Below are 17,794 nucleotides of genomic sequence, written 5' to 3'. Positions count from 1 at the left end.
TCTGGTGGTTCAGCGCGCGAGATTCTCGATGCGGTCGGCGAGCTCGCGTCCGGACAGCGGATCGCGGGCGATCACGAAGATGGTGTCATCCCCCGCGACCGTTCCCACAATCTCGGGCAGTGCCGCCCGGTCCAGTGCACTGGCGAGATAGTGCGCGGCTCCGGGCGGCGTGCGGAGAACCGCCATCGTGGAGCTGGCGTCGGTGGAGACGAGCAACTCGCCCAGCAGCCGGGAGAGCCGATCGGTGCCGCCCGCGACCCCTCGGACCGGGCTGCCGTCCTCGGGAACGACGTAGACGCCCGCACCACCGTCGGCGGCGCGAAGTTTGACGGCGCCCAACTCGTCGAGATCGCGGGAGAGAGTGGCCTGGGTGGCCTCGATCCCCTCCGCAGCGAGCAGCGACTGGAGTTCCTGTTGCGACCGGACCTGGTGGGTGGAGAGCAGGGCCACGACGCGCGCCTGGCGCCCGGCGCGCGTCGACGACGTCACCGGACCCTGCGACTCGGCGGTCACGGCGTCCGTCGTCCCGATGCCGCCTGCTCGAGCAGCCACACCAGGACGGCCTTCTGTGCGTGCAACCGGTTCTCGGCCTCGTCCCACACGACGCTGCGAGGGCCGTCGAGCACCGTGTCGCTGATCTCCTCGCCGCGGTGGGCCGGGAGGCAGTGCAGGACGAGAGCCTCCGAGTCGGCACGGTCGAGCAGCGACTCGTTGATCTGGAACGGGCGGAGGGGGCCGACGCGGTCGAGGCCGTCGTTCTCCTGCCCCATCGACGTCCACGTGTCGGTGACCAGCACGTCGGCTCCGGTCGCGGCGGCGATCGGATCGTTCGTGACGGTCACGCTCGCACCCGTCCGCTCACCGCGCTCCTGCGTGGCGGCCAGCACCGACGGATCCGGCACGAAGCCCTCAGGGGCGGCGATCGTGACATCGACGCCGGCGGTGACGGCGCCGAGCATGAGGGAATGCGCCATGTTGTTCGCGCCGTCACCGAAGTACGAGAGGCGCAGACCTCTCAACGATCCCTTGCGCTCGGCGAGCGTCTGGAGATCGGCCAGCACCTGGCAGGGGTGGAAATCATCGGACAGCGCGTTGACGATGGGCACGCTCGCCCCCGTCGCCATCTGCTCGAGGCGCTTCTGCCCGAACGTGCGCCACACGACGGCGTCGACGTAGCGGGACAGCACGCGCCCGGTGTCCTGCAGCGTCTCCTCGCGTCCGAGCTGCGTGCTGCGGCCGTCGACGACCACTGCGTGGCCGCCGAGCTGCGCGATGCCCATCTCGAACGAGAAGCGGGTCCGAGTCGAGTTCTTCTCGAAGATGACGCCGACGCCGCGCGGACCCTCCAACGGGCGACGCGAGAACGGTGCCTTCTTGAGTTCGACTGCGAGAGCGAGGATTTCGGCCTGCTCCTCGGGGGAGAGATCGTCGTCTCGAAGGAAGTGCCGCAGTGTCACGAGGTCGCCTCTGCTGTCGGCCGCGCCTCGTCGAGGACCGCGGGAAGTGCTCGGACGAACGATGCTGCCTGCTCGTCCGTGATGATCAGGGGTGGCGCCAGACGCAGGACGTTCGCCTGCGCCGCGTTCACCAGGAAGCCGGCGTGGCGGGCCGCGGTCTCGACATCGGCCGCCACCGGCTCGGTGAGGACGATGCCCAGGAGGAGGCCCGCACCCCGTACGTGATCGACGAGGGGATGTCCGAGCGCCTCGATGTCGTGTCGCAGGATCTTGCCCAGCCGGTCGGCGTGCGAGAGCAGATCCTCGGACGCGAGAGTGCGCAGCACGGCCAGGGCCGCCGCCGAACAGACCGGGTTGCCACCGAATGTGGTGCCGTGCTTGCCCGGGGTGAGCATGGCGGCTGCCGGACCGATGCCGATGCAGGCGCCGATGGGCAGTCCCCCGCCCAGTCCCTTCGCGAGGGTGATGACGTCCGGGACGATGCCGAACCGCTGATGGGCGTAGAACCACCCCGTACGGCCGATGCCCGTCTGGACCTCGTCGAGAATCAGCAGGGCGCCGTGGCGCGCGGTGATCTCCCGGGCTGCGGGCAGATATCCCTCCGGCGGGACGACGACGCCGCCCTCACCCATGATCGGTTCGAGGAAGACCGCGGCCGTGTTCTCGTCGACGGCTGCCTCGAGCGCGGCGACGTCGCCGTAGGGAACGTGCGACACACCGGCGGGCATCGGCTCGAACGGAGCCCGCTTGTCCGCCTGCCCCGTGAGCGCGAGGGCTCCCATGGTCCGACCGTGAAACGCGTTCTCCGCCGCGACGATGTTCGGCCGGCCCGTGAGCCGCGCGATCTTGAAAGCGGCCTCGTTCGCCTCGGTGCCGGAGTTGCAGAGGAACACCCGAGCATCGCCGCCGGCCGCGTGACCGAGGTGCTCGAGGAGGTGCTCTGCCAGTTCGATCGACGGCGGCGCCGCGTAGAGGTTGGACGTGTGGCCCAGCGTCGTCAGCTGGGCGGAGACCGCCTCGACGACCGCGGGGTGCCCGTGGCCGAGGATGTTGACCGCGATCCCGGCGAGCAGATCGAGATACTCCTTGCCGTCCGCGTCCGTCACCACGGCTCCCGAACCGCCGACCAGCGCCACGCGCGGCACGCCGTAGTTGTTCATCAGCGCATTCGAGAAGCGTTGCTGCAGTTGCTCCGTGCTGGTCATGCCCGTCCTCTCGTACTGCCGTCGTGCACCATCGTGCCGATGCCCTCGCCGGTGAACAGTTCCAGGAGCACGGAGTGCTCGAGTCGACCGTCGATGACATGGGCGCTGGGAACTCCCCCGCGCACCGCGCGCAGACACGCCTCCATCTTGGGAACCATGCCGGCGTCCAGGCCGGGCAGCAGTTCGGCGAGGACGTCCGCCTCGATCTCCGAGACGAGCGACCCGCGGTCCGGCCAGTTCGTGTAGAGCCCCTCGACGTCGGTGAGGACGACGAGCTTCTGCGCGCCGAGCGCCTCCGCGAGGGCCGCGGCCGCGGTGTCGGCGTTGATGTTGTGTACGACGCCGTCCGCATCGGGAGCGATGGTGGCGACGACCGGGATGCGCCCGGCCTCGATGAGGTCGTGCACCGCAGCGGGATTCACCGTCGTCACGTCGCCCACCAGACCGATGTCGGTGGCGACACCGTCGACGGTCACGGTCCGTCGGGTCGCCGTGAACAGATGGGCGTCCTCGCCGGAGATGCCGACAGCGTAGGGGCCGTGCGCGTTGATCAGTCCGACCAGCTCGCGACCGACCTGTCCGAACAGGACCATGCGCACGACGTCCATCACCTCGGGCGTCGTCACGCGGAAGCCGCCGCGGAACTCCCCCACCAGTCCGAGTCGAGTGAGCATGGCGGTGATCTGGGGACCGCCGCCGTGCACGATCACCGGGTGGATGCCGACGGTGCGGAGGAACGCCATGTCGGCCGCGAACGCGGCCTTGAGGCGATCGTCGACCATGGCGTTACCGCCGTACTTGACCACGACGACCTTGCCCGTCCACTGCTGGAGCCACGGGAGGGCGCCGGCGAGGATGCGTGCGGTGTCGTGTGCGGACACGGGCTCGGATGACGTCATGACGAGTAGGCCGAGTTCTCTTCGACATAGGCGTGCGACAGATCCGTGGTCCTGATCGACGCCGACGCGGAGCCGACACCGAGGTCCACCTCGACCGTGATGTCGACGGCCGAGAGATCGACCTCACGAGCGCCGGGCACACCCATGCTGTCGACGCACACGGGGCTGCCGTTGAACGACACGACGATGCGATCGGGATCGAGCGCGACCGGCGCGATGCCCACAGCGGCGAGAACGCGGCCCCAGTTGGGATCGGAGCCGAACAGCGCAGTCTTGACCAGGGAATCGCGCGCGATGGTCCGCGCCGCGACGAGTGCGTCCCGTTCGGACTCGGCGCCACCGACCCTGACGATGATCCGCTTGGTCACGCCCTCCGCATCGGCCATCAGCTGATCCGCGAGGTCGTCGCACACCGCGAGGACAGCGGCGTCGAGTTCCTCCTGAGTCGCCTCGATACCGCTGGCACCGGACGCGAGGAGCAGCACCGTGTCGTTCGTGGAGGTCGCGCCGTCGACGTCGAGTCGGTCGAAGGACTGTGCCGTGGCGTGCCGGAGGGCGCGATCGAGCTGGTCGGCGCTCGCCACGGCGTCCGTGGTGACGACACACAGCATCGTCGCCAGCGAGGGCGCCAGCATGCCGGCGCCCTTGGCCATGCCGCCCACGTTCCAGCCGTTCTCGTGGTGGATCGCCGCCTGCTTCGGCCGGGTGTCGGTCGTCATGATCGCGTAGGCCGCATCGGTGCCGCCCGAGATACCTCCCGCGAGTTCGTGCACCACCTCGGTGACACCGCCGAGCACCTTGTCCATGGGCAACCGGTCGCCGATCAGTCCGGTCGAACACACGGCGATCTCGCCGGCGCCCGTCTCGGTTCCCCAGTCGCTGAGGGTCGATGCGAGGTGCTCGGCGGTACGGTGCGTGTCCTGGAATCCGGGCGCGCCGGTGCAGGCGTTGGCGCCGCCCGAGTTCAGGACGACGGCGCGGAGCCGACCGGAGGTCAGCACCTGCTGCGACCACAGGACGGGCGCAGCCTTGATCTTGTTCAGGGTGAAGACACCGGCCGCTGCCAGATCGGGGCCCTCGTTGACCACGAGGGCGACGTCGAGGCCCCCCTTGGCCCGGAGACCGGCCTCGACCCCGGCGGCGCGGAATCCCGCTGCCGACGTCACACCCTGTGTGCGGACGAGAACTCCGGGAGCGCGCGTGGGAGCGCCGGGAGAGGACTGGCTGTGGTCGGTCATGGCGCTGTTCCCACCGTGGAGAGTCCGGCGCTCTCGGGGAGTCCGAGAGCGATGTTCATCGACTGCACCGCGGCACCGGCGGTGCCCTTCGTCAGATTGTCGATGGCGGCGAGGACCACCAGCAAGCCCGCGTCCTCGTCGACCGCCACCTGCAGGTGGACCGCGTTGGACCCGAGCACCGACCCCGTCTGCGGCAGCTGCCCCTCGGGCAGCAGGTGGAGGAAAGGTTCATCGGCACAGTACTTCTCGTAGACCGCGCGAGCCTCGGACACCGACACGCTGGTCGGGGCGGTGCACGTCGCGAGGATGCCGCGCGGCATCGGGGCGAGCACCGGGGTGAACGACACTACGACGGGGGTACCGGCGATGGCGGAGAGGTTCTGCGTGATCTCCGGCGTGTGGCGATGCGCGCCGGCGATGCCGTAGGCCCGGACCGACCCCATGACCTCGGAACCCAGCAGGTCCGGCTTCGCCGCGCGGCCGGCGCCGGAGGTGCCGCTCACGGCCACCACGGTCACACGGGGCTCGATGATGCCGGCAGCGAACGCAGGCGCCAGAGCCAGCGACGATGCCGTGGGGTAACACCCGGGAACAGCGATGCGCGTCGCTCCGACCAGGGCGTCCCGACCGCCCGGCAACTCGGGCATGCCGTAGGGCCAGTGTCCGGCGTGCTCCCCGCCGTACCAGCGGTCCCAGGCGGCGGCGTCGGTCAACCGGAAGTCGGCACCGCAGTCGACGATCAGCGTGGAGTCCGACAATTGCTCGGCGAGGGCGGCGGACTTCCCGTGCGGGAGCCCGAGGAACACGACGTCGTGCCCCGCGAGGGCGGCGGCGTCCGTGTCCACCAGCACGCGATCCGCGAGCGGAACGAGATGGGGATGGTGCTGCCCCAGCGTGGTTCCGGCGTTCCCACCGGCCGTCAGAGCGCCGATGGTCATCCGGCCGTCGAGCACGGCCGGGTGTCCGAGCAGCAGACGCAGGATCTCGCCACCCGCGTAGCCACTGGCGCCCGCGACGGCCACCCGGATGCCCGTCGATGTCGATGCACTGTCCATACGATGATTATGCATGACGGTGCAAGCTCATTCAAAAGCGGCGCACCGTCAGTGCCGGAGTTCGGCTCCCACCGCCGTCGCAGCCGCCGCGACGGCGGCGTCGCGAGCGGCGCTCGCCTCGTCCTCTGTCAACGTACGGTCGGCCGCTCGGAACCGCAGGGCGAAGGCCAGCGACTTCCGGCCGGCACCGACCTGATCGCCGGAGAACACGTCGAAGATGCGAATGTCCTCGAGGAGTGGGCCCGCCCCGGACACCAGTGCCGACTGCACGGCCGCTGCCGGGACGGACTCGTCGACGACGACCGCGACGTCCTGCAGCACGGCGGGGAACGGCGAGATGGACGGCGACGGCAGCGGCTCGCGGGTGGGAACGAGATCGAGGTCGATCTCCACCGCGCAGGTCCGCGGCGGCAGACCGGCGCGTTCGAGGACACCGGGATGCAGTTCACCCGCGTGCCCGACCACGACACCGTCGAGGACGACTTCGGCACACCGGCCCGGATGCCACGGAAGGTACTGGGCGGACCGGAGTTCCACCTCGACACCGGACGCGCTCGCGATGGTCCGGGCTGCACTGAAGGCATCGGTGGCGTCGGCGGGGCGGCCGGCGCCCCACGGCCCGGGTGCCGTCACCGCACCGGTCAGGACGACGGCGACGTGCAGCGGCTGCACCGGCAGCGATTGCTTCAGGGCGTCGATCTCGTCCTCGGTGGGACGACGGTCGACGGCGAGCGCATCGATCGGGCGCGTGCCCTCGCCCGGTCGGACGACCTGCGCGACGGCGAACAGCGCGAGATCCCGCTGCCCGCGCGAGACGTTGCGCTGGGCGATCTCCAGCAGACCAGGTACGAGAGTGGTCGCCAGTTCGGGTCGGTCCGCCTCCAACGGATTGAGCACACGCGTGGTCACCCGGCGCGGATCGTCCGCATCGAGTCCCCAGACGTCGAAGACCCCGGCCGGCAGGAACACGGGAGCGAGGACCTCGACGTGCCCTGTGTAGGCCAGTGCCCGACCCACTGCCCGGCGCCGACGCTGGGCGGCGGTGAGTCCACGGCCCGCGGGAGCGTGCGGTAGGACGGACGGAATGGACTCCAGTCCCTCCAGGCGCAGCACCTCCTCGACCAGGTCGGCGGCCTGTCGGAGGTCGGGGCGCCACGTCGGCGGCGTCACGACGGCCACCCCGCGCCCGGCGTCGGACACGGCGACGACGACCTCGCACCCGACCTGGGTGAGGCGGCGCACCGCGGTTCCGCTCGGGTAGGTCACACCCGCCACCCGGTCCGGCAGGTCGAGATCCATGGTCACGGTGTCGGGCACCGTCGGTGCACCGATGTCGGTGAGCAGCGGCTCCACCCGGCCGCCCGCGATCGAGGCCAGCAGTGCGGCGGCACGGTCGAGTGCGCGCACCGGGAGGGCAGAGTCCACCACTCGTTCATAGCGACGGCTCGCCTCACTGGGCAGCCGGTGACGGCGCGCGGTGCGGAACACGGCGAGCGGGCTCCAGATGGCGGCCTCGAGCAGAATGTCGGTGGTCTCGTCGCCCACCTCGGTGGACGCGCCACCCATGACACCGGCCAACGACACCACGCCGGACTCGTCCGCGATGACGACGTCCTCGGAATCGAGGGTGCGCACGGTGTCGTCGAGGGTGCGGAGCGTCTCCCCCGCCTCGGCGCGGCGGACCACCAACCCGCCCGACAGCGCGGACGCGTCGAATGCGTGAAGCGGTTGGCCCAGTTCGAGCATGACGTAGTTGGTGACGTCGACCGCGGGCGAGATGGGTCTCACCCCGGACAGGAGCAGCCGCCGCTGAATCGTCCAGGGTGTCACCGCGGCCGGATCGATGCCCACGACGCGGCGCGCGGCGAAACGGGTGGCACCCGACTCGGCGCGGACGTCGACCGACCAGGCCTCGCCCTCGGAGGCGGCGGCGGACACCACGGGCTGCGGGGCGTCGGCGGGGTCGACGAAGTCCAGGTCGAAACCGCATGCCAGTTCGCGGCCGAGACCGCGCACGCTGAGGGCGTATCCGCGATCGGGCGTCACGTTGACGTCGAACACGGTGTCGTCCATACCCAGAACGGCGAGTGCGTCGTCGCCGGGCTCGGCCGTGCCGGCAGGCAGCACGAGAATGCCGGAGTGATCCGAACCGATACCGAGCTCGGACACCGAGCAGATCATGCCGTCGGACGTGCGCCCGTACGTGGACCGCGCGGCGATGGCGAACCCGCCGGGCAGAACACTGCCGGGAAGCGCGGCCACGATGAGGTCGCCCTCCGCGAAGTTCCGTGCACCGCAGACGATCCCGCGCGGCTCCGCCTCCCCCACCTCGACGAGGCAGAAGCGGATCGGCTTCTTGAACTCGGTCAACTCCTCGATGGACTGCACACGGCCGACGACCAGCGGGCCCGTGATCTCCGGAAGCGGGATCACGTCCTCGATCTCGAAGCCGACGGACACGAACCCCGCGTCGAGCTCGTCAGCGGTGACGCTCCACTCGGGAGCGGCCTTCCGGACGACCTCGGTCAACCAGGACTGGGGCACTCGCACGACTTCTCCACTCTCTCTGTCTGAATGCTTGTCTGCAGGGGCCGAGCGTCAGCCGGCCACGCCGAAGGGCAGGCTGAAACGCACGTCGCCCTCGACGATGTCGCGCATGTCGGGAATGTCGTTGCGGAACTGGAGCGTTCGCTCGAGGCCCATACCGAAGGCGAACCCGCTGTAGATCTCCGGGTCGACGCCACACGCGCGCAGCACGTTCGGATTCACCATGCCGCAGCCACCCCACTCGACCCAGCCCGCTCCACCCTTCTTGCGGGGGAACCACACGTCCACCTCCGCGGACGGCTCGGTGAACGGGAAGTAGTTCGGGCGCATCCGCGTCCGAGTGTCCGGGCCGAACAGCGCACGCGCGAACGCGTCGAGCGTGCCGCGCAGATTGGCGAGCGTGAGCCCCTTGTCCACGGCGAGCCCCTCGACCTGATGGAAGACGGGAGTGTGCGTCGCGTCCAGCTCGTCCGTACGGAACGTGCGCCCGGGGCACACCACGTAGATCGGCAGGTCGCGCTCGAGCATCGACCGCACCTGCACCGGCGAGGTGTGCGTGCGCAGCACCTGACGAGACCCCTCGGGCGCGACGTGGAACGTGTCCTGCATCGTGCGCGCAGGATGGTCGGGCAGGAAGTTGAGCGCGTCGAAGTTGAAGTGCTCGGTCTCCACCTCCGGTCCCTCGGCCACCTCCCACCCCATCGCCACGAAGACGTCGGCGACCTGGTCGGCGATGACGGTGATGGGATGGCGGGCGCCCAGGGGGCGGCGGACGGACGGCAGGGTCACGTCGATCGCCTCGGCCACGAGCACGGCTGCGTCACGTTCGGCGAGCAGCACCTCGCGACGATCGTCGAACGCGATCCGCACACGGTCACGCGCCACCTTGACTCGCTTGCCGGCGTCGGCCCGCTCGGTCTTCGGCAGTGAGCCCAACGCGCGCTGCGCGAGCGCGAGGGGCGCCTTGTTCCCGATGTGGTGGATCTTGGCCTCGGACAGAGCGTCGATGTCGGACGCGGCGGCGAAGGCGGACTCGGCCTCGGTGACGGCTGCGTCCAGCGCCGCGTCGGTCAGCGCCTCCGCGTCGGCAGCGGCCTGGTCGGCCTGCGCTTCACCCTCGTTGCGCTCCACGTCCACACACTCCATCGTCTCGATCGGCGAGCACCTCTGTCGCGGTGCTCCTCACGGTCGCCGGGCAGAACCCGGCGGGGAAAGCCTAGGCGGTGCCCCGGCGGCGCTGCACCCGCGCACCGGCGTACAGACACACGGCGGCCGCGGTGGCGAGGTTGAGACTCTCGGCGCGGCCGTGGATGGGAATGCGTACCCGGTGATCCGCTGCCGCCGCGACCTCGCGGGACAGCCCGTGCGCCTCGTTGCCGAACACCCAGGCGGTGGGCCCGGCCAGCGCGTCGTCGGCGTCGTCCAGGTCCAGTTCACCGTCGACGGTCGTCGCCAGCAGACTGGCGCCGGTCGCGCGGACCGCGTCGAGTACCGCCGTCACCGAACGCTCCCGTGCGACGGGGAGATGGAACAAACTTCCGGCGGACGCGCGGACGCTCTTGCCGTTCAGTGGATCGACACTGTCCCCGGCGAAGATCACCGCGCCGGCACCGGCGGCGTCCGAGACGCGCAGGACGGTGCCCGCGTTGCCCGGCTCGGAGATGTCGACGACGACCGTCACGAGCGACGGGCTCGCGGCCAACGCCTCGGCCAGGGAGACGACGACGGACGTGCACACGGCCACGATTCCCGGCGGCGTCACGGTGTCCGACAGCGACTTCGCCGCGCGCTCGGTCATCAGCTGCGGCTGCGCACCGGCCGCGGCCGACGCCTCGAGCAGTCCGCGGTGCTCGTCGAACCAGCGCTCGGTGGCGAACACCTCGCGCACGACACCGGCGGCGACCGCCTCGGTCACCGCGTTCTCGCCCTCCGCGAGGAAGAGGCCGGTCCGCCGACGTTCGACGCCGCGCTGCAGCTTGACAGCCGAAACGACCCGCGGAGTCCGCTCGGTGAGCGGCGCCGCGGGTCGTGACGGAGTGTCGTCAAAGCTCCTGATCAGGCTGCTTCTCCGGCCGGTGCATTGATGTCGGCAGGCAGTGCCGCCTTGGCGATCTCGACGAGCGCGGTGAACGCCGCAGCGTCGGAGACAGCGAGCTCGGCGAGGATCTTGCGGTCGACCTCGACCTCGGCGATCTTCAGACCCTGCACGAAACGGTTGTACGTGATGTCGTTCGCCCGAGCTGCCGCGTTGATACGCGTGATCCACAGCTTGCGGAAGTCACCCTTGCGAGCGCGGCGATCGCGGTACGCGTAGGTGAGCGAGTGGAGCTGCTGCTCCTTCGCCTTGGTGTAGAGACGCGAACGCTGCCCGCGGTATCCGCTGGACGCCTCGAGAATCGAACGACGCTTCTTCTGGGCGTTGACCGCCCTTTTCACGCGTGCCACTGGTGAATCCTGTCGTAGTGGGGCCTAGGGCCCGGGTGGGAAAGAGATCAGAGACCGAGAAGCCGCTTGACGCGGGGAACGTCGTTGGGGCTGACGACGGCCTTGCCGTCGAGACGACGCGTCACGCGCGAGGACTTGTGCTCGAGCAGGTGGCGGCGGCCGGCCTTCTGGCGCAGGATCTTTCCGCTACCGGACACCTTGAATCGCTTCGCGGTGCCGCTGTGAGTCTTCGACTTGGGCATGAGTCCTCAGTTCTGTTACTTCGGTCGGTGGTGCTGGTGGATCCGAACGCTCAGGCGCTCGGTGTGGCTGGTGCCTGCGGCGTCGCCGGCGTCTGCGGAGCAGCGGGTGCCGGCGGTGTCGCCTCGGCGGCGGGTGCAGCGGTCGGCGCGGAGGCCGGCGGCGGCACGGTGGCGCGCGGTGCGTTGGACGCCTCCGCTGCCTTCGCCCTGGTCTTGGCGCCCTTGTGCGGAGCCAGGACCATCGTCATGTTGCGGCCGTCCTGCTTGGCCGAGGTCTCGACGAAGCCGTGCTCGGCGACGTCGGCGCCCAGGCGCTGCAGGAGGCGGTAACCGAGTTCGGGCCGCGACTGCTCGCGTCCACGGAACATGATGGTCACCTTGACCTTGGACCCGGCCTCGAGGAAGCGGACGACATGGCCCTTCTTCGTTTCGTAGTCGTGGTCGTCGATCTTGGGACGAAGCTTCTGTTCCTTGATGACCGTGAGCGTCTGGTTCTTGCGCGACTCACGAGCCTTCTGCGCGGCTTCGTACTTGAACTTGCCGTAGTCCATGATCTTGCAGACCGGCGGACGGGCGTCGGGTGCGACCTCGACGAGGTCGAGATCGGCTTCGACAGCCAGGCGGAGTGCATCTTCAACACGCACGATCCCCACCTGTTCACCGCCAGGTCCGACGAGTCGGACTTCGGGAACTCGGATGCGATCGTTGATGCGGGTCTCAGTGCTGATGGGGCCTCCTCGGTAGTGCGGTGACGGATGGTGGTGCTCGACCCGGTGCGGTGCGCCGTCCTACGCGCTCCACACCGGCGCTCGTGCTCTCCGTCTACCTCGACACCGTGGCCACCGGATTTGTTCCCGCAGGAACCTTCCGAACGACTAAAACCCCGTCGCTCGCGATCGAGATAGCGAGCAGCGGGGTCCGGTACCGACCGGTCGACGGATGTCACCATCCGCGGGCCACCTCGTCTCGTCGACGAAGCGCACCACTTCCCGATGTGGCTGGGAAGGACCGGAACCACTGCCCGGCGAACCGTGCGGTGGTGGGAGTCGGACTCCACTTGCTGCCTTCGGGCTCCGTATCCGTGGCCGGCACTCGCGCACCGACACGCACACACCTGAAGGCGGTCGTGGAAAGAAGAATAACACCAGGTGCCCTCGCGGACCGAATCCGTCCGGTCACGCACCGGGCGAGGACGCCGGTGTCGGCGCATCGTGGCATCGTCTGATGTCATGACGACCCCCGATGATGCCGTTCAGTCCGGTGCTCCACAGGTGGAGGGCACTGCGCCGCAGCTCGAGCCGGACGTGCGCGAATTGGCCGACGTCCCTGCGATCGAGGTCATCAGCCGCGCCGCGGTGATGCTCATGAGCTCTGCCGCCGAAAAGCTGGGACTCTCAGACGCGGATCCGTCCGACAGCCCCCACCTCGACCTCGACGAGGCGCGACGCGTGATCACCGCACTCGCCGGGCTGGTCACGGCCTCCGTGGAGTACCTGGGACCGCACGCCGGCCCCATCCGCGAAGGGCTGCAGGCACTGCAGAAGGCGTTCCGCGAACAGTCGGCGCACCCGGACGCGCCAGGCGCCGGGCCCGGCGAGAAGTACACCGGGCCCGTCCACTGACCGTCGCGCGACGGCCCGGTCAGGAGACCGCGACAGGCTTGCGCTTGCGGGTCCGCTTGGCCGGGACCGGTGGGGTCGAGGCGGCGTCGAGAGACTCCTGCAGGAACTTGCCGGTGTAACTCTCGGGCACCGCCGCGATCTGCTCGGGAGTGCCCTCGGCCACCATCGTTCCGCCGCCGGACCCGCCCTCGGGACCCATGTCGATCACCCAGTCGGACGTCTTGATGACGTCCAGGTTGTGCTCGATGACGATGACGGTGTTGCCCTTGTCCACCAGACCGTTGATCACCAGCAACAGCTTGCGGATGTCCTCGAAGTGCAGACCCGTGGTCGGCTCGTCGAGGATGTACACCGTGCGTCCCATGGAACGCTTCTGCAGCTCTGCGGCCAGCTTCACACGCTGCGCCTCGCCGCCGGACAGCGTGGTGGCAGGCTGTCCCAGACGGACATAGCCCAGGCCCACCTCGTTCAGCGTCTTGAGATACCGGTGGATGGACGTGATCGGTTCGAAGAAGTCGGCGGCCTCCTCGATGGGCATGTTCAGCACCTCGGCGATGGTCTTGCCCTTGTAGTGGACCTCGAGCGTCTCCCGGTTGTACCGGGCACCGTGGCACACCTCGCACGGCACGTAGACGTCCGGCAGGAAGTTCATCTCGATCTTCAGGGTGCCGTCGCCCGAGCACGCCTCGCAGCGGCCACCCTTCACGTTGAAGGAGAACCGACCCGGCTGGTAGCCGCGGATCTTGGCCTCGGTCGTCGCGGCGAACAACGTCCTGATCTTGTCGAACACACCGGTGTAGGTGGCCGCGTTGGACCGCGGCGTACGGCCGATGGGTGACTGGTCGACCCGCACGAGCTTGTCCAGCTGATCGAGGCCGTTGACGCGGGTGTGCCTCCCGGGTACCTGGCGAGCGCCGTTGAGCTTGTTCGCCATCACCGTCGCCAGGATGTCGTTGACCAGCGTGGACTTGCCCGATCCGGACACGCCCGTCACGGAGGTGAGCACTCCCAGCGGGAAGCTGACATCGATGTCCTGCAGGTTGTGCTCCCGAGCACCGATGACGGAGATCTTCCGCTTGGGATCGATCGGACGACGTACCGACGGGACCTCGATGGCCGACCGACCCGAGAGGTACGCCCCGGTGAGGCTCTCCGCGTTGGTGAGAAGCGTCTCGTACGTTCCACTGTGCACGACACGTCCGCCGCGCTCGCCGGCGAGCGGGCCGATGTCGACGACCCAGTCGGACGTGCGGATGGTGTCCTCGTCGTGCTCGACGACGATGAGCGTGTTGCCGAGGTTGCGCAGCCGCGTGAGCGTGTCGATGAGCCGGCGGTTGTCCCGCTGGTGGAGGCCGATGGACGGCTCGTCCAACACGTACAGGACGCCGACGAGACCACTGCCGATCTGGGTCGCGAGACGAATGCGCTGTGCCTCGCCGCCCGACAGCGTTCCTGCCGCGCGCGACAGCGTGAGGTACTCGAGTCCCACGTCCAGCAGGAAGCCGAGGCGGGCCTGGATCTCCTTGAGCACCTGGCCGGCGATGGCCTCCTCACGCGGACCGAGCGTCAGCGTGTTCAGGAAGTTCGAGCACTCCGAGATGGACAGTGCACACACGTCGGCGATGGACTTGTCCCCGAAATCGCCCGCGGCGATGGTCACGGACAAGATCTCGGGGCGCAGGCGCGCGCCCTCGCACACCGGGCAGTCGACCTCCCGCATGTAGCCGTCGTAACGCTCCTTCATCTGCTCCGACTCGGTCTGATCCATCCGACGGTGCAGGAAGGGCATGACGCCCTCGAACTCGGCGTAGTAGGACCGGGTGCGTCCGTACCGGTTCTTGTAGCGGACGTGCACCTGGTGCTCGCTGCCCTCAAGGACGGCACGCTTCACCTTCGCCGGCAGTTTCCGCCACGGGGTGTCGATGTCGAAGCCCATGGCGTCGGCGAGCCCGGACAGCAGCCGGCCGAAGTACTCGGACGTCTGGCCCATGGACCACGGCGCGATGGCGCCGTCCGCCAGGCTGAGATCGGGGTCCGGAACCACCAGTTCGGGGTCGACCTCCTTGCGGATGCCGAGTCCCGCGCACTCGGGGCACGCGCCGTAGGGCGAGTTGAACGAGAAAGCGCGGGGTTCGAGTTCGTCGACGGAGAGCGGGTGCCCGTTGGGGCACGCCAGACGCTCGGAGAACCGGCGCTCACGGTCGACGGCGTTCTCCTCGCGGTCGACGAAGTCGAGCACCAGGATGCCGTCGGCGAGGCGCAGCGCGGTCTCCACCGAGTCGGTGAGCCGCTGCTTGGACGACGCCTTGACGGTCAGGCGGTCGACCACCACCTCGATGTCGTGCTTGTCCTGCTTCTTCAGCTTGGGCGGATCGGTGAGCTGGTGCACGGTGCCGTCGACGCGGATACGCGAGTAGCCCTGCGTGTTGAGCTGCTCGAAGAGATCGACGAACTCGCCCTTGCGCGTGCGCACGACGGGAGCGAGCACCTGGAAACGCAGGCCCTCCTCCATCGCGAGCACCTGGTCGACGATCTGCTGAGGCGACTGCTTGGCGATGCGCTCACCGCACTGCGGGCAGTGCGCCGTGCCGGCGCGTGCGTAGAGCAGGCGCAGGTAGTCGTAGACCTCGGTGATGGTGCCGACCGTGGACCGCGGGTTGCGGTTGGTCGACTTCTGATCGATCGAGACCGCGGGCGAGAGGCCTTCGATGAAGTCGACGTCCGGCTTGTCCATCTGGCCCAGGAACTGGCGCGCGTAGGCCGAGAGCGACTCGACGTATCGGCGCTGGCCCTCGGCGAAGATGGTGTCGAACGCCAGGCTCGACTTGCCCGACCCGGACAGACCGGTGAACACGATGAGACTGTCCCGGGGCAGGTCGATGTCGACGCCCTTGAGATTGTGTTCGCGTGCGCCCTGCACTACCAGGCGATCCGCCACGGTTGTCCTCTCCTTCGTCACGGCCCACGGCCGTGCAACGTGCTGCGTCGACTCTCTCGTCGACCGCGTGAACTGCCCATTCTTCGTCGGACATGTCGTGTTCGGACACGACAGGCTTCGACGACCATATGCCCGAGGTCCGACAGACTCGACCGGCCGACGGGCTCCGTGCCCGTCTCACGACCGGTTGTCGTGGGTAATCTCACGCTCATGACCGAGAATGCACCGACGATCTCCGACGACTACACCGGCGAGGTGTCCGTGGGGACGGGCTCGCAGCGCCGCACCCTGTCGCACGCCACGATCGTGAAGACCTCGGTGGGCCCGATGGACAACAACGCCTACCTCGTCGTCTGTTCCCGGACGGGCCGATCGCTGCTCGTCGACGCCGCCAACGACGCTCCGACACTGCGCGCCGTCGTCGACCACGTGGCACCCGAGGTCTCGCTGATCGTCACGACGCACCAGCACTTCGACCACTGGCAGGCCCTCGAGGACGTCGCGTCGGCGACGGGCGCCCCGTCGGCGGCACATCCGCTCGATGCGGAACCGCTCCCCGTCGCTCCCACCCGACTGCTCGACGACGGCGACTCCGTGCAGGTCGGCGACGTCACACTCGACGTGATCCACCTCCGCGGCCACACTCCCGGGTCGATCGCCCTGGCGCTCACGGACCCCGAGAGCGGCGTCGTGCACCTTTTCACCGGCGACTCGCTCTTCCCCGGCGGCGTCGGCAAGACGGACGGAGAGGCGAACTTCGTGTCACTGCTGGACGACGTGGAGTCGCGAATCTTCGGTCGCTACGACGACCGGACGATCGTCTACCCGGGCCACGGGAAGGACACGACGCTGGGCGCGGAACGTCCTCACCTCCACGAATGGCGGACCCGCGGCTGGTGACCCGTCACCATGATCCGGTCGCCCGCCCGCCCCGCGATTCAATCGCCGGGGCGGGGGGTATGGATACAGTTCGAGAGCGTCACATGCATGTCATGGGCGTGAACAACCGCACTCGTGCAGCCAGAGCAGTCCCCCACACCACAGCCGCAACGCAGGAGGCTCAGTGATTGTCCGCCGGATCGCCCGACCGATGCTCGCATCCATCTTCATCGCAGGAGGCGTGGATGCGCTGCGCAACCCCGCCGGAAGGGCTCAGGCCGCGAAGCCTCTGATCGAGAAGAGCCAGGACGCCCTTCCCGACGAGGTGACGCAGAACGTTCCCTCCGACCCCGAGACGCTGGTCAAGATCAACGCCGCGGTGCAGATCGGCGGCGGATTCCTTCTCGCGACCGGTCGGGCGCCGCGCCTCGCGTCCACCGTGCTCGCGGGCAGCCTCGTCCCGACGACCCTCGCGGGTCACTCCTTCTGGAACGAGACGGACCCGCAGGCGAAGGCGATGCAGCGCACCCAGTTCATCAAGAACGTCAGCCTCCTCGGCGGCCTTCTCATCGCCGCCGTCGACACCGAGGGCAAGCCGTCCGTCGCCTGGCGCGGCCGCAAGGCGGCCAAGTCGGCCAAGGTCGCCGTCGCCGGCGCCCTCCCGCTGGTGTCCTCCTCGGACAGCTCCGAGACGCTCGCCCACGCCGGCGATCGCGCCAAGGAGCTCGCGGGCGTCGCCGCCGAGCGCGCACAGCCGCTCGTCGAGATCGCGTCGCAGCGTGGCGCCGAGTTGGCGGACGTCGCCCAGGATCGTGGCGGCAAGCTCGCCGAGCTGGCCAAGGAGCGCAGTGCCAAGTGGGCCGATCTGGCCGCTGCCCGCGCGTCCGAGTTCGCCGACGTCGCCCAGGATCGTGGCAGCAAGTACGCCGAGATCGCCGCGGCGCGCGGCGCCGAGCTGGCCGAGAAGGCGAAGGCCGACGGCAGCGATCTCGCGGACAAGTACGGCAAGAAGGCCCGCAAGCAGGCCAAGAAGTCCGGCAAGGACGCGCGCAAGCAGTTCGACGCCGCGCGCAAGGAGTACAAGAAGCAGTACAAGTCCACCAGCAAGGACGCGCAGAAGCAGCTGCAGGCGTCGCTGAAGGACGCCGAGAAGCGCGCCAAGGAGGCACGGGCCCGCGTCGAGGGCACGGTGCACCAGTACATCTGATCTCGTCCCCGCAGCACACGGCCGGTGTTCCCGAGAGATCGGGGGCACCGGCCGTTGCCG

General features: G+C 69.2%; 16 protein-coding genes. 3 read left to right on the top strand and 13 right to left on the bottom strand.

Going from position 1 to position 17,794, the window contains the following annotated elements; translation table 11 throughout:
• Nucleotides 1-9: 9 nt before the first annotated feature.
• From JOE30_RS13615 to infC, 12 genes are all read right to left on the bottom strand, one after another.
• Nucleotides 10-531 (bottom strand): arginine repressor, encoded by a 522-nt coding sequence (locus JOE30_RS13615; RefSeq protein ID WP_197027837.1) that lies wholly within the window; start codon nt 529-531, stop codon nt 10-12.
• Nucleotides 510-1,457, bottom strand: a complete 948-nt coding sequence (gene argF / locus JOE30_RS13610; RefSeq protein ID WP_204867244.1) for an ornithine carbamoyltransferase — start codon at nt 1,455-1,457, stop codon at nt 510-512. Before argF ends, JOE30_RS13615 begins: the two co-directional genes overlap by 22 nt.
• Nucleotides 1,454-2,662 (bottom strand): acetylornithine transaminase, encoded by a 1,209-nt coding sequence (locus tag JOE30_RS13605; RefSeq protein WP_204867242.1) that lies wholly within the window; start codon nt 2,660-2,662, stop codon nt 1,454-1,456. Before JOE30_RS13605 ends, argF begins: the two co-directional genes overlap by 4 nt.
• The gene (argB, locus tag JOE30_RS13600; RefSeq protein WP_204867240.1) at nt 2,659-3,561 is read right to left on the bottom strand and encodes an acetylglutamate kinase; all 903 of its coding nucleotides are present in this window, start codon (nt 3,559-3,561) and stop codon (nt 2,659-2,661) included. Before argB ends, JOE30_RS13605 begins: the two co-directional genes overlap by 4 nt.
• The gene (argJ, locus tag JOE30_RS13595; protein ID WP_204867238.1) at nt 3,558-4,799 is read right to left on the bottom strand and encodes a bifunctional glutamate N-acetyltransferase/amino-acid acetyltransferase ArgJ; all 1,242 of its coding nucleotides are present in this window, start codon (nt 4,797-4,799) and stop codon (nt 3,558-3,560) included. The genes argB and argJ overlap by 4 nt, the downstream gene beginning before the upstream one ends.
• On the bottom strand, nt 4,796-5,854 hold the full coding sequence (gene argC, locus JOE30_RS13590; RefSeq protein ID WP_204867236.1) for an N-acetyl-gamma-glutamyl-phosphate reductase: 1,059 nt from the start codon (nt 5,852-5,854) through the stop codon (nt 4,796-4,798). The genes argJ and argC overlap by 4 nt, the downstream gene beginning before the upstream one ends.
• A 48-nt stretch (nt 5,855-5,902) precedes the next feature.
• On the bottom strand, nt 5,903-8,404 hold the full coding sequence (pheT, locus tag JOE30_RS13585; protein WP_204867235.1) for a phenylalanine--tRNA ligase subunit beta: 2,502 nt from the start codon (nt 8,402-8,404) through the stop codon (nt 5,903-5,905).
• 48 nt (nt 8,405-8,452) lie between these two features.
• Nucleotides 8,453-9,547 carry a phenylalanine--tRNA ligase subunit alpha gene (pheS, locus tag JOE30_RS13580; protein WP_204867233.1) on the bottom strand — a complete coding sequence of 365 codons (1,095 nt, stop codon included), beginning with the start codon at nt 9,545-9,547 and terminating at the stop codon, nt 8,453-8,455.
• Nucleotides 9,548-9,617: 70 nt separating this feature from the next.
• Complete coding sequence (locus JOE30_RS13575; protein ID WP_204870382.1) at nt 9,618-10,457, bottom strand: RNA methyltransferase; 840 nt, start codon at nt 10,455-10,457, stop codon at nt 9,618-9,620.
• On the bottom strand, nt 10,457-10,846 hold the full coding sequence (rplT, locus tag JOE30_RS13570) for a 50S ribosomal protein L20 (protein WP_027506746.1): 390 nt from the start codon (nt 10,844-10,846) through the stop codon (nt 10,457-10,459). The genes JOE30_RS13575 and rplT overlap by 1 nt, the downstream gene beginning before the upstream one ends.
• 47 nt (nt 10,847-10,893) lie before the next feature.
• The gene (gene rpmI / locus JOE30_RS13565; protein ID WP_027506747.1) at nt 10,894-11,088 is read right to left on the bottom strand and encodes a 50S ribosomal protein L35; all 195 of its coding nucleotides are present in this window, start codon (nt 11,086-11,088) and stop codon (nt 10,894-10,896) included.
• Between the two features lie 50 nt (nt 11,089-11,138).
• Complete coding sequence (gene infC, locus JOE30_RS13560) at nt 11,139-11,816, bottom strand: translation initiation factor IF-3 (protein WP_082544654.1); 678 nt, start codon at nt 11,814-11,816, stop codon at nt 11,139-11,141.
• A 501-nt stretch (nt 11,817-12,317) separates the two neighbouring features.
• Here infC and JOE30_RS13555 point away from each other — a divergent pair.
• On the top strand, nt 12,318-12,710 hold the full coding sequence (locus tag JOE30_RS13555; protein WP_204867232.1) for a DUF1844 domain-containing protein: 393 nt from the start codon (nt 12,318-12,320) through the stop codon (nt 12,708-12,710).
• 19 nt (nt 12,711-12,729) lie between these two features.
• Here JOE30_RS13555 and uvrA read toward each other — a convergent pair whose 3' ends face one another.
• Nucleotides 12,730-15,648: an excinuclease ABC subunit UvrA gene (gene uvrA, locus JOE30_RS13550; protein ID WP_204867231.1), complete on the bottom strand. Its 2,919-nt coding sequence runs from the start codon at nt 15,646-15,648 to the stop codon at nt 12,730-12,732.
• A gap of 210 nt (nt 15,649-15,858) precedes the next feature.
• Here uvrA and JOE30_RS13545 point away from each other — a divergent pair, with 210 nt between their 5' ends.
• The gene (locus tag JOE30_RS13545; protein ID WP_204867230.1) at nt 15,859-16,548 is read left to right on the top strand and encodes an MBL fold metallo-hydrolase; all 690 of its coding nucleotides are present in this window, start codon (nt 15,859-15,861) and stop codon (nt 16,546-16,548) included.
• Nucleotides 16,549-16,711: 163 nt separating this feature from the next.
• A complete protein-coding gene (locus JOE30_RS13540) occupies nt 16,712-17,734 on the top strand; it encodes a DoxX family protein (protein WP_204867229.1) in 1,023 nt (340 codons plus the stop codon).
• Nucleotides 17,735-17,794: the final 60 nt, after the last annotated feature.

The organism is Rhodococcus sp. PvP016 (genome assembly GCF_017832185.1).
In the GTDB taxonomy this organism is placed as follows: Bacteria; Actinomycetota; Actinomycetes; order Mycobacteriales; family Mycobacteriaceae; genus Rhodococcoides.
Note: the sequence above shows the minus strand (reverse complement) of the source record. Positions and strands in the feature narration are given on the sequence as shown.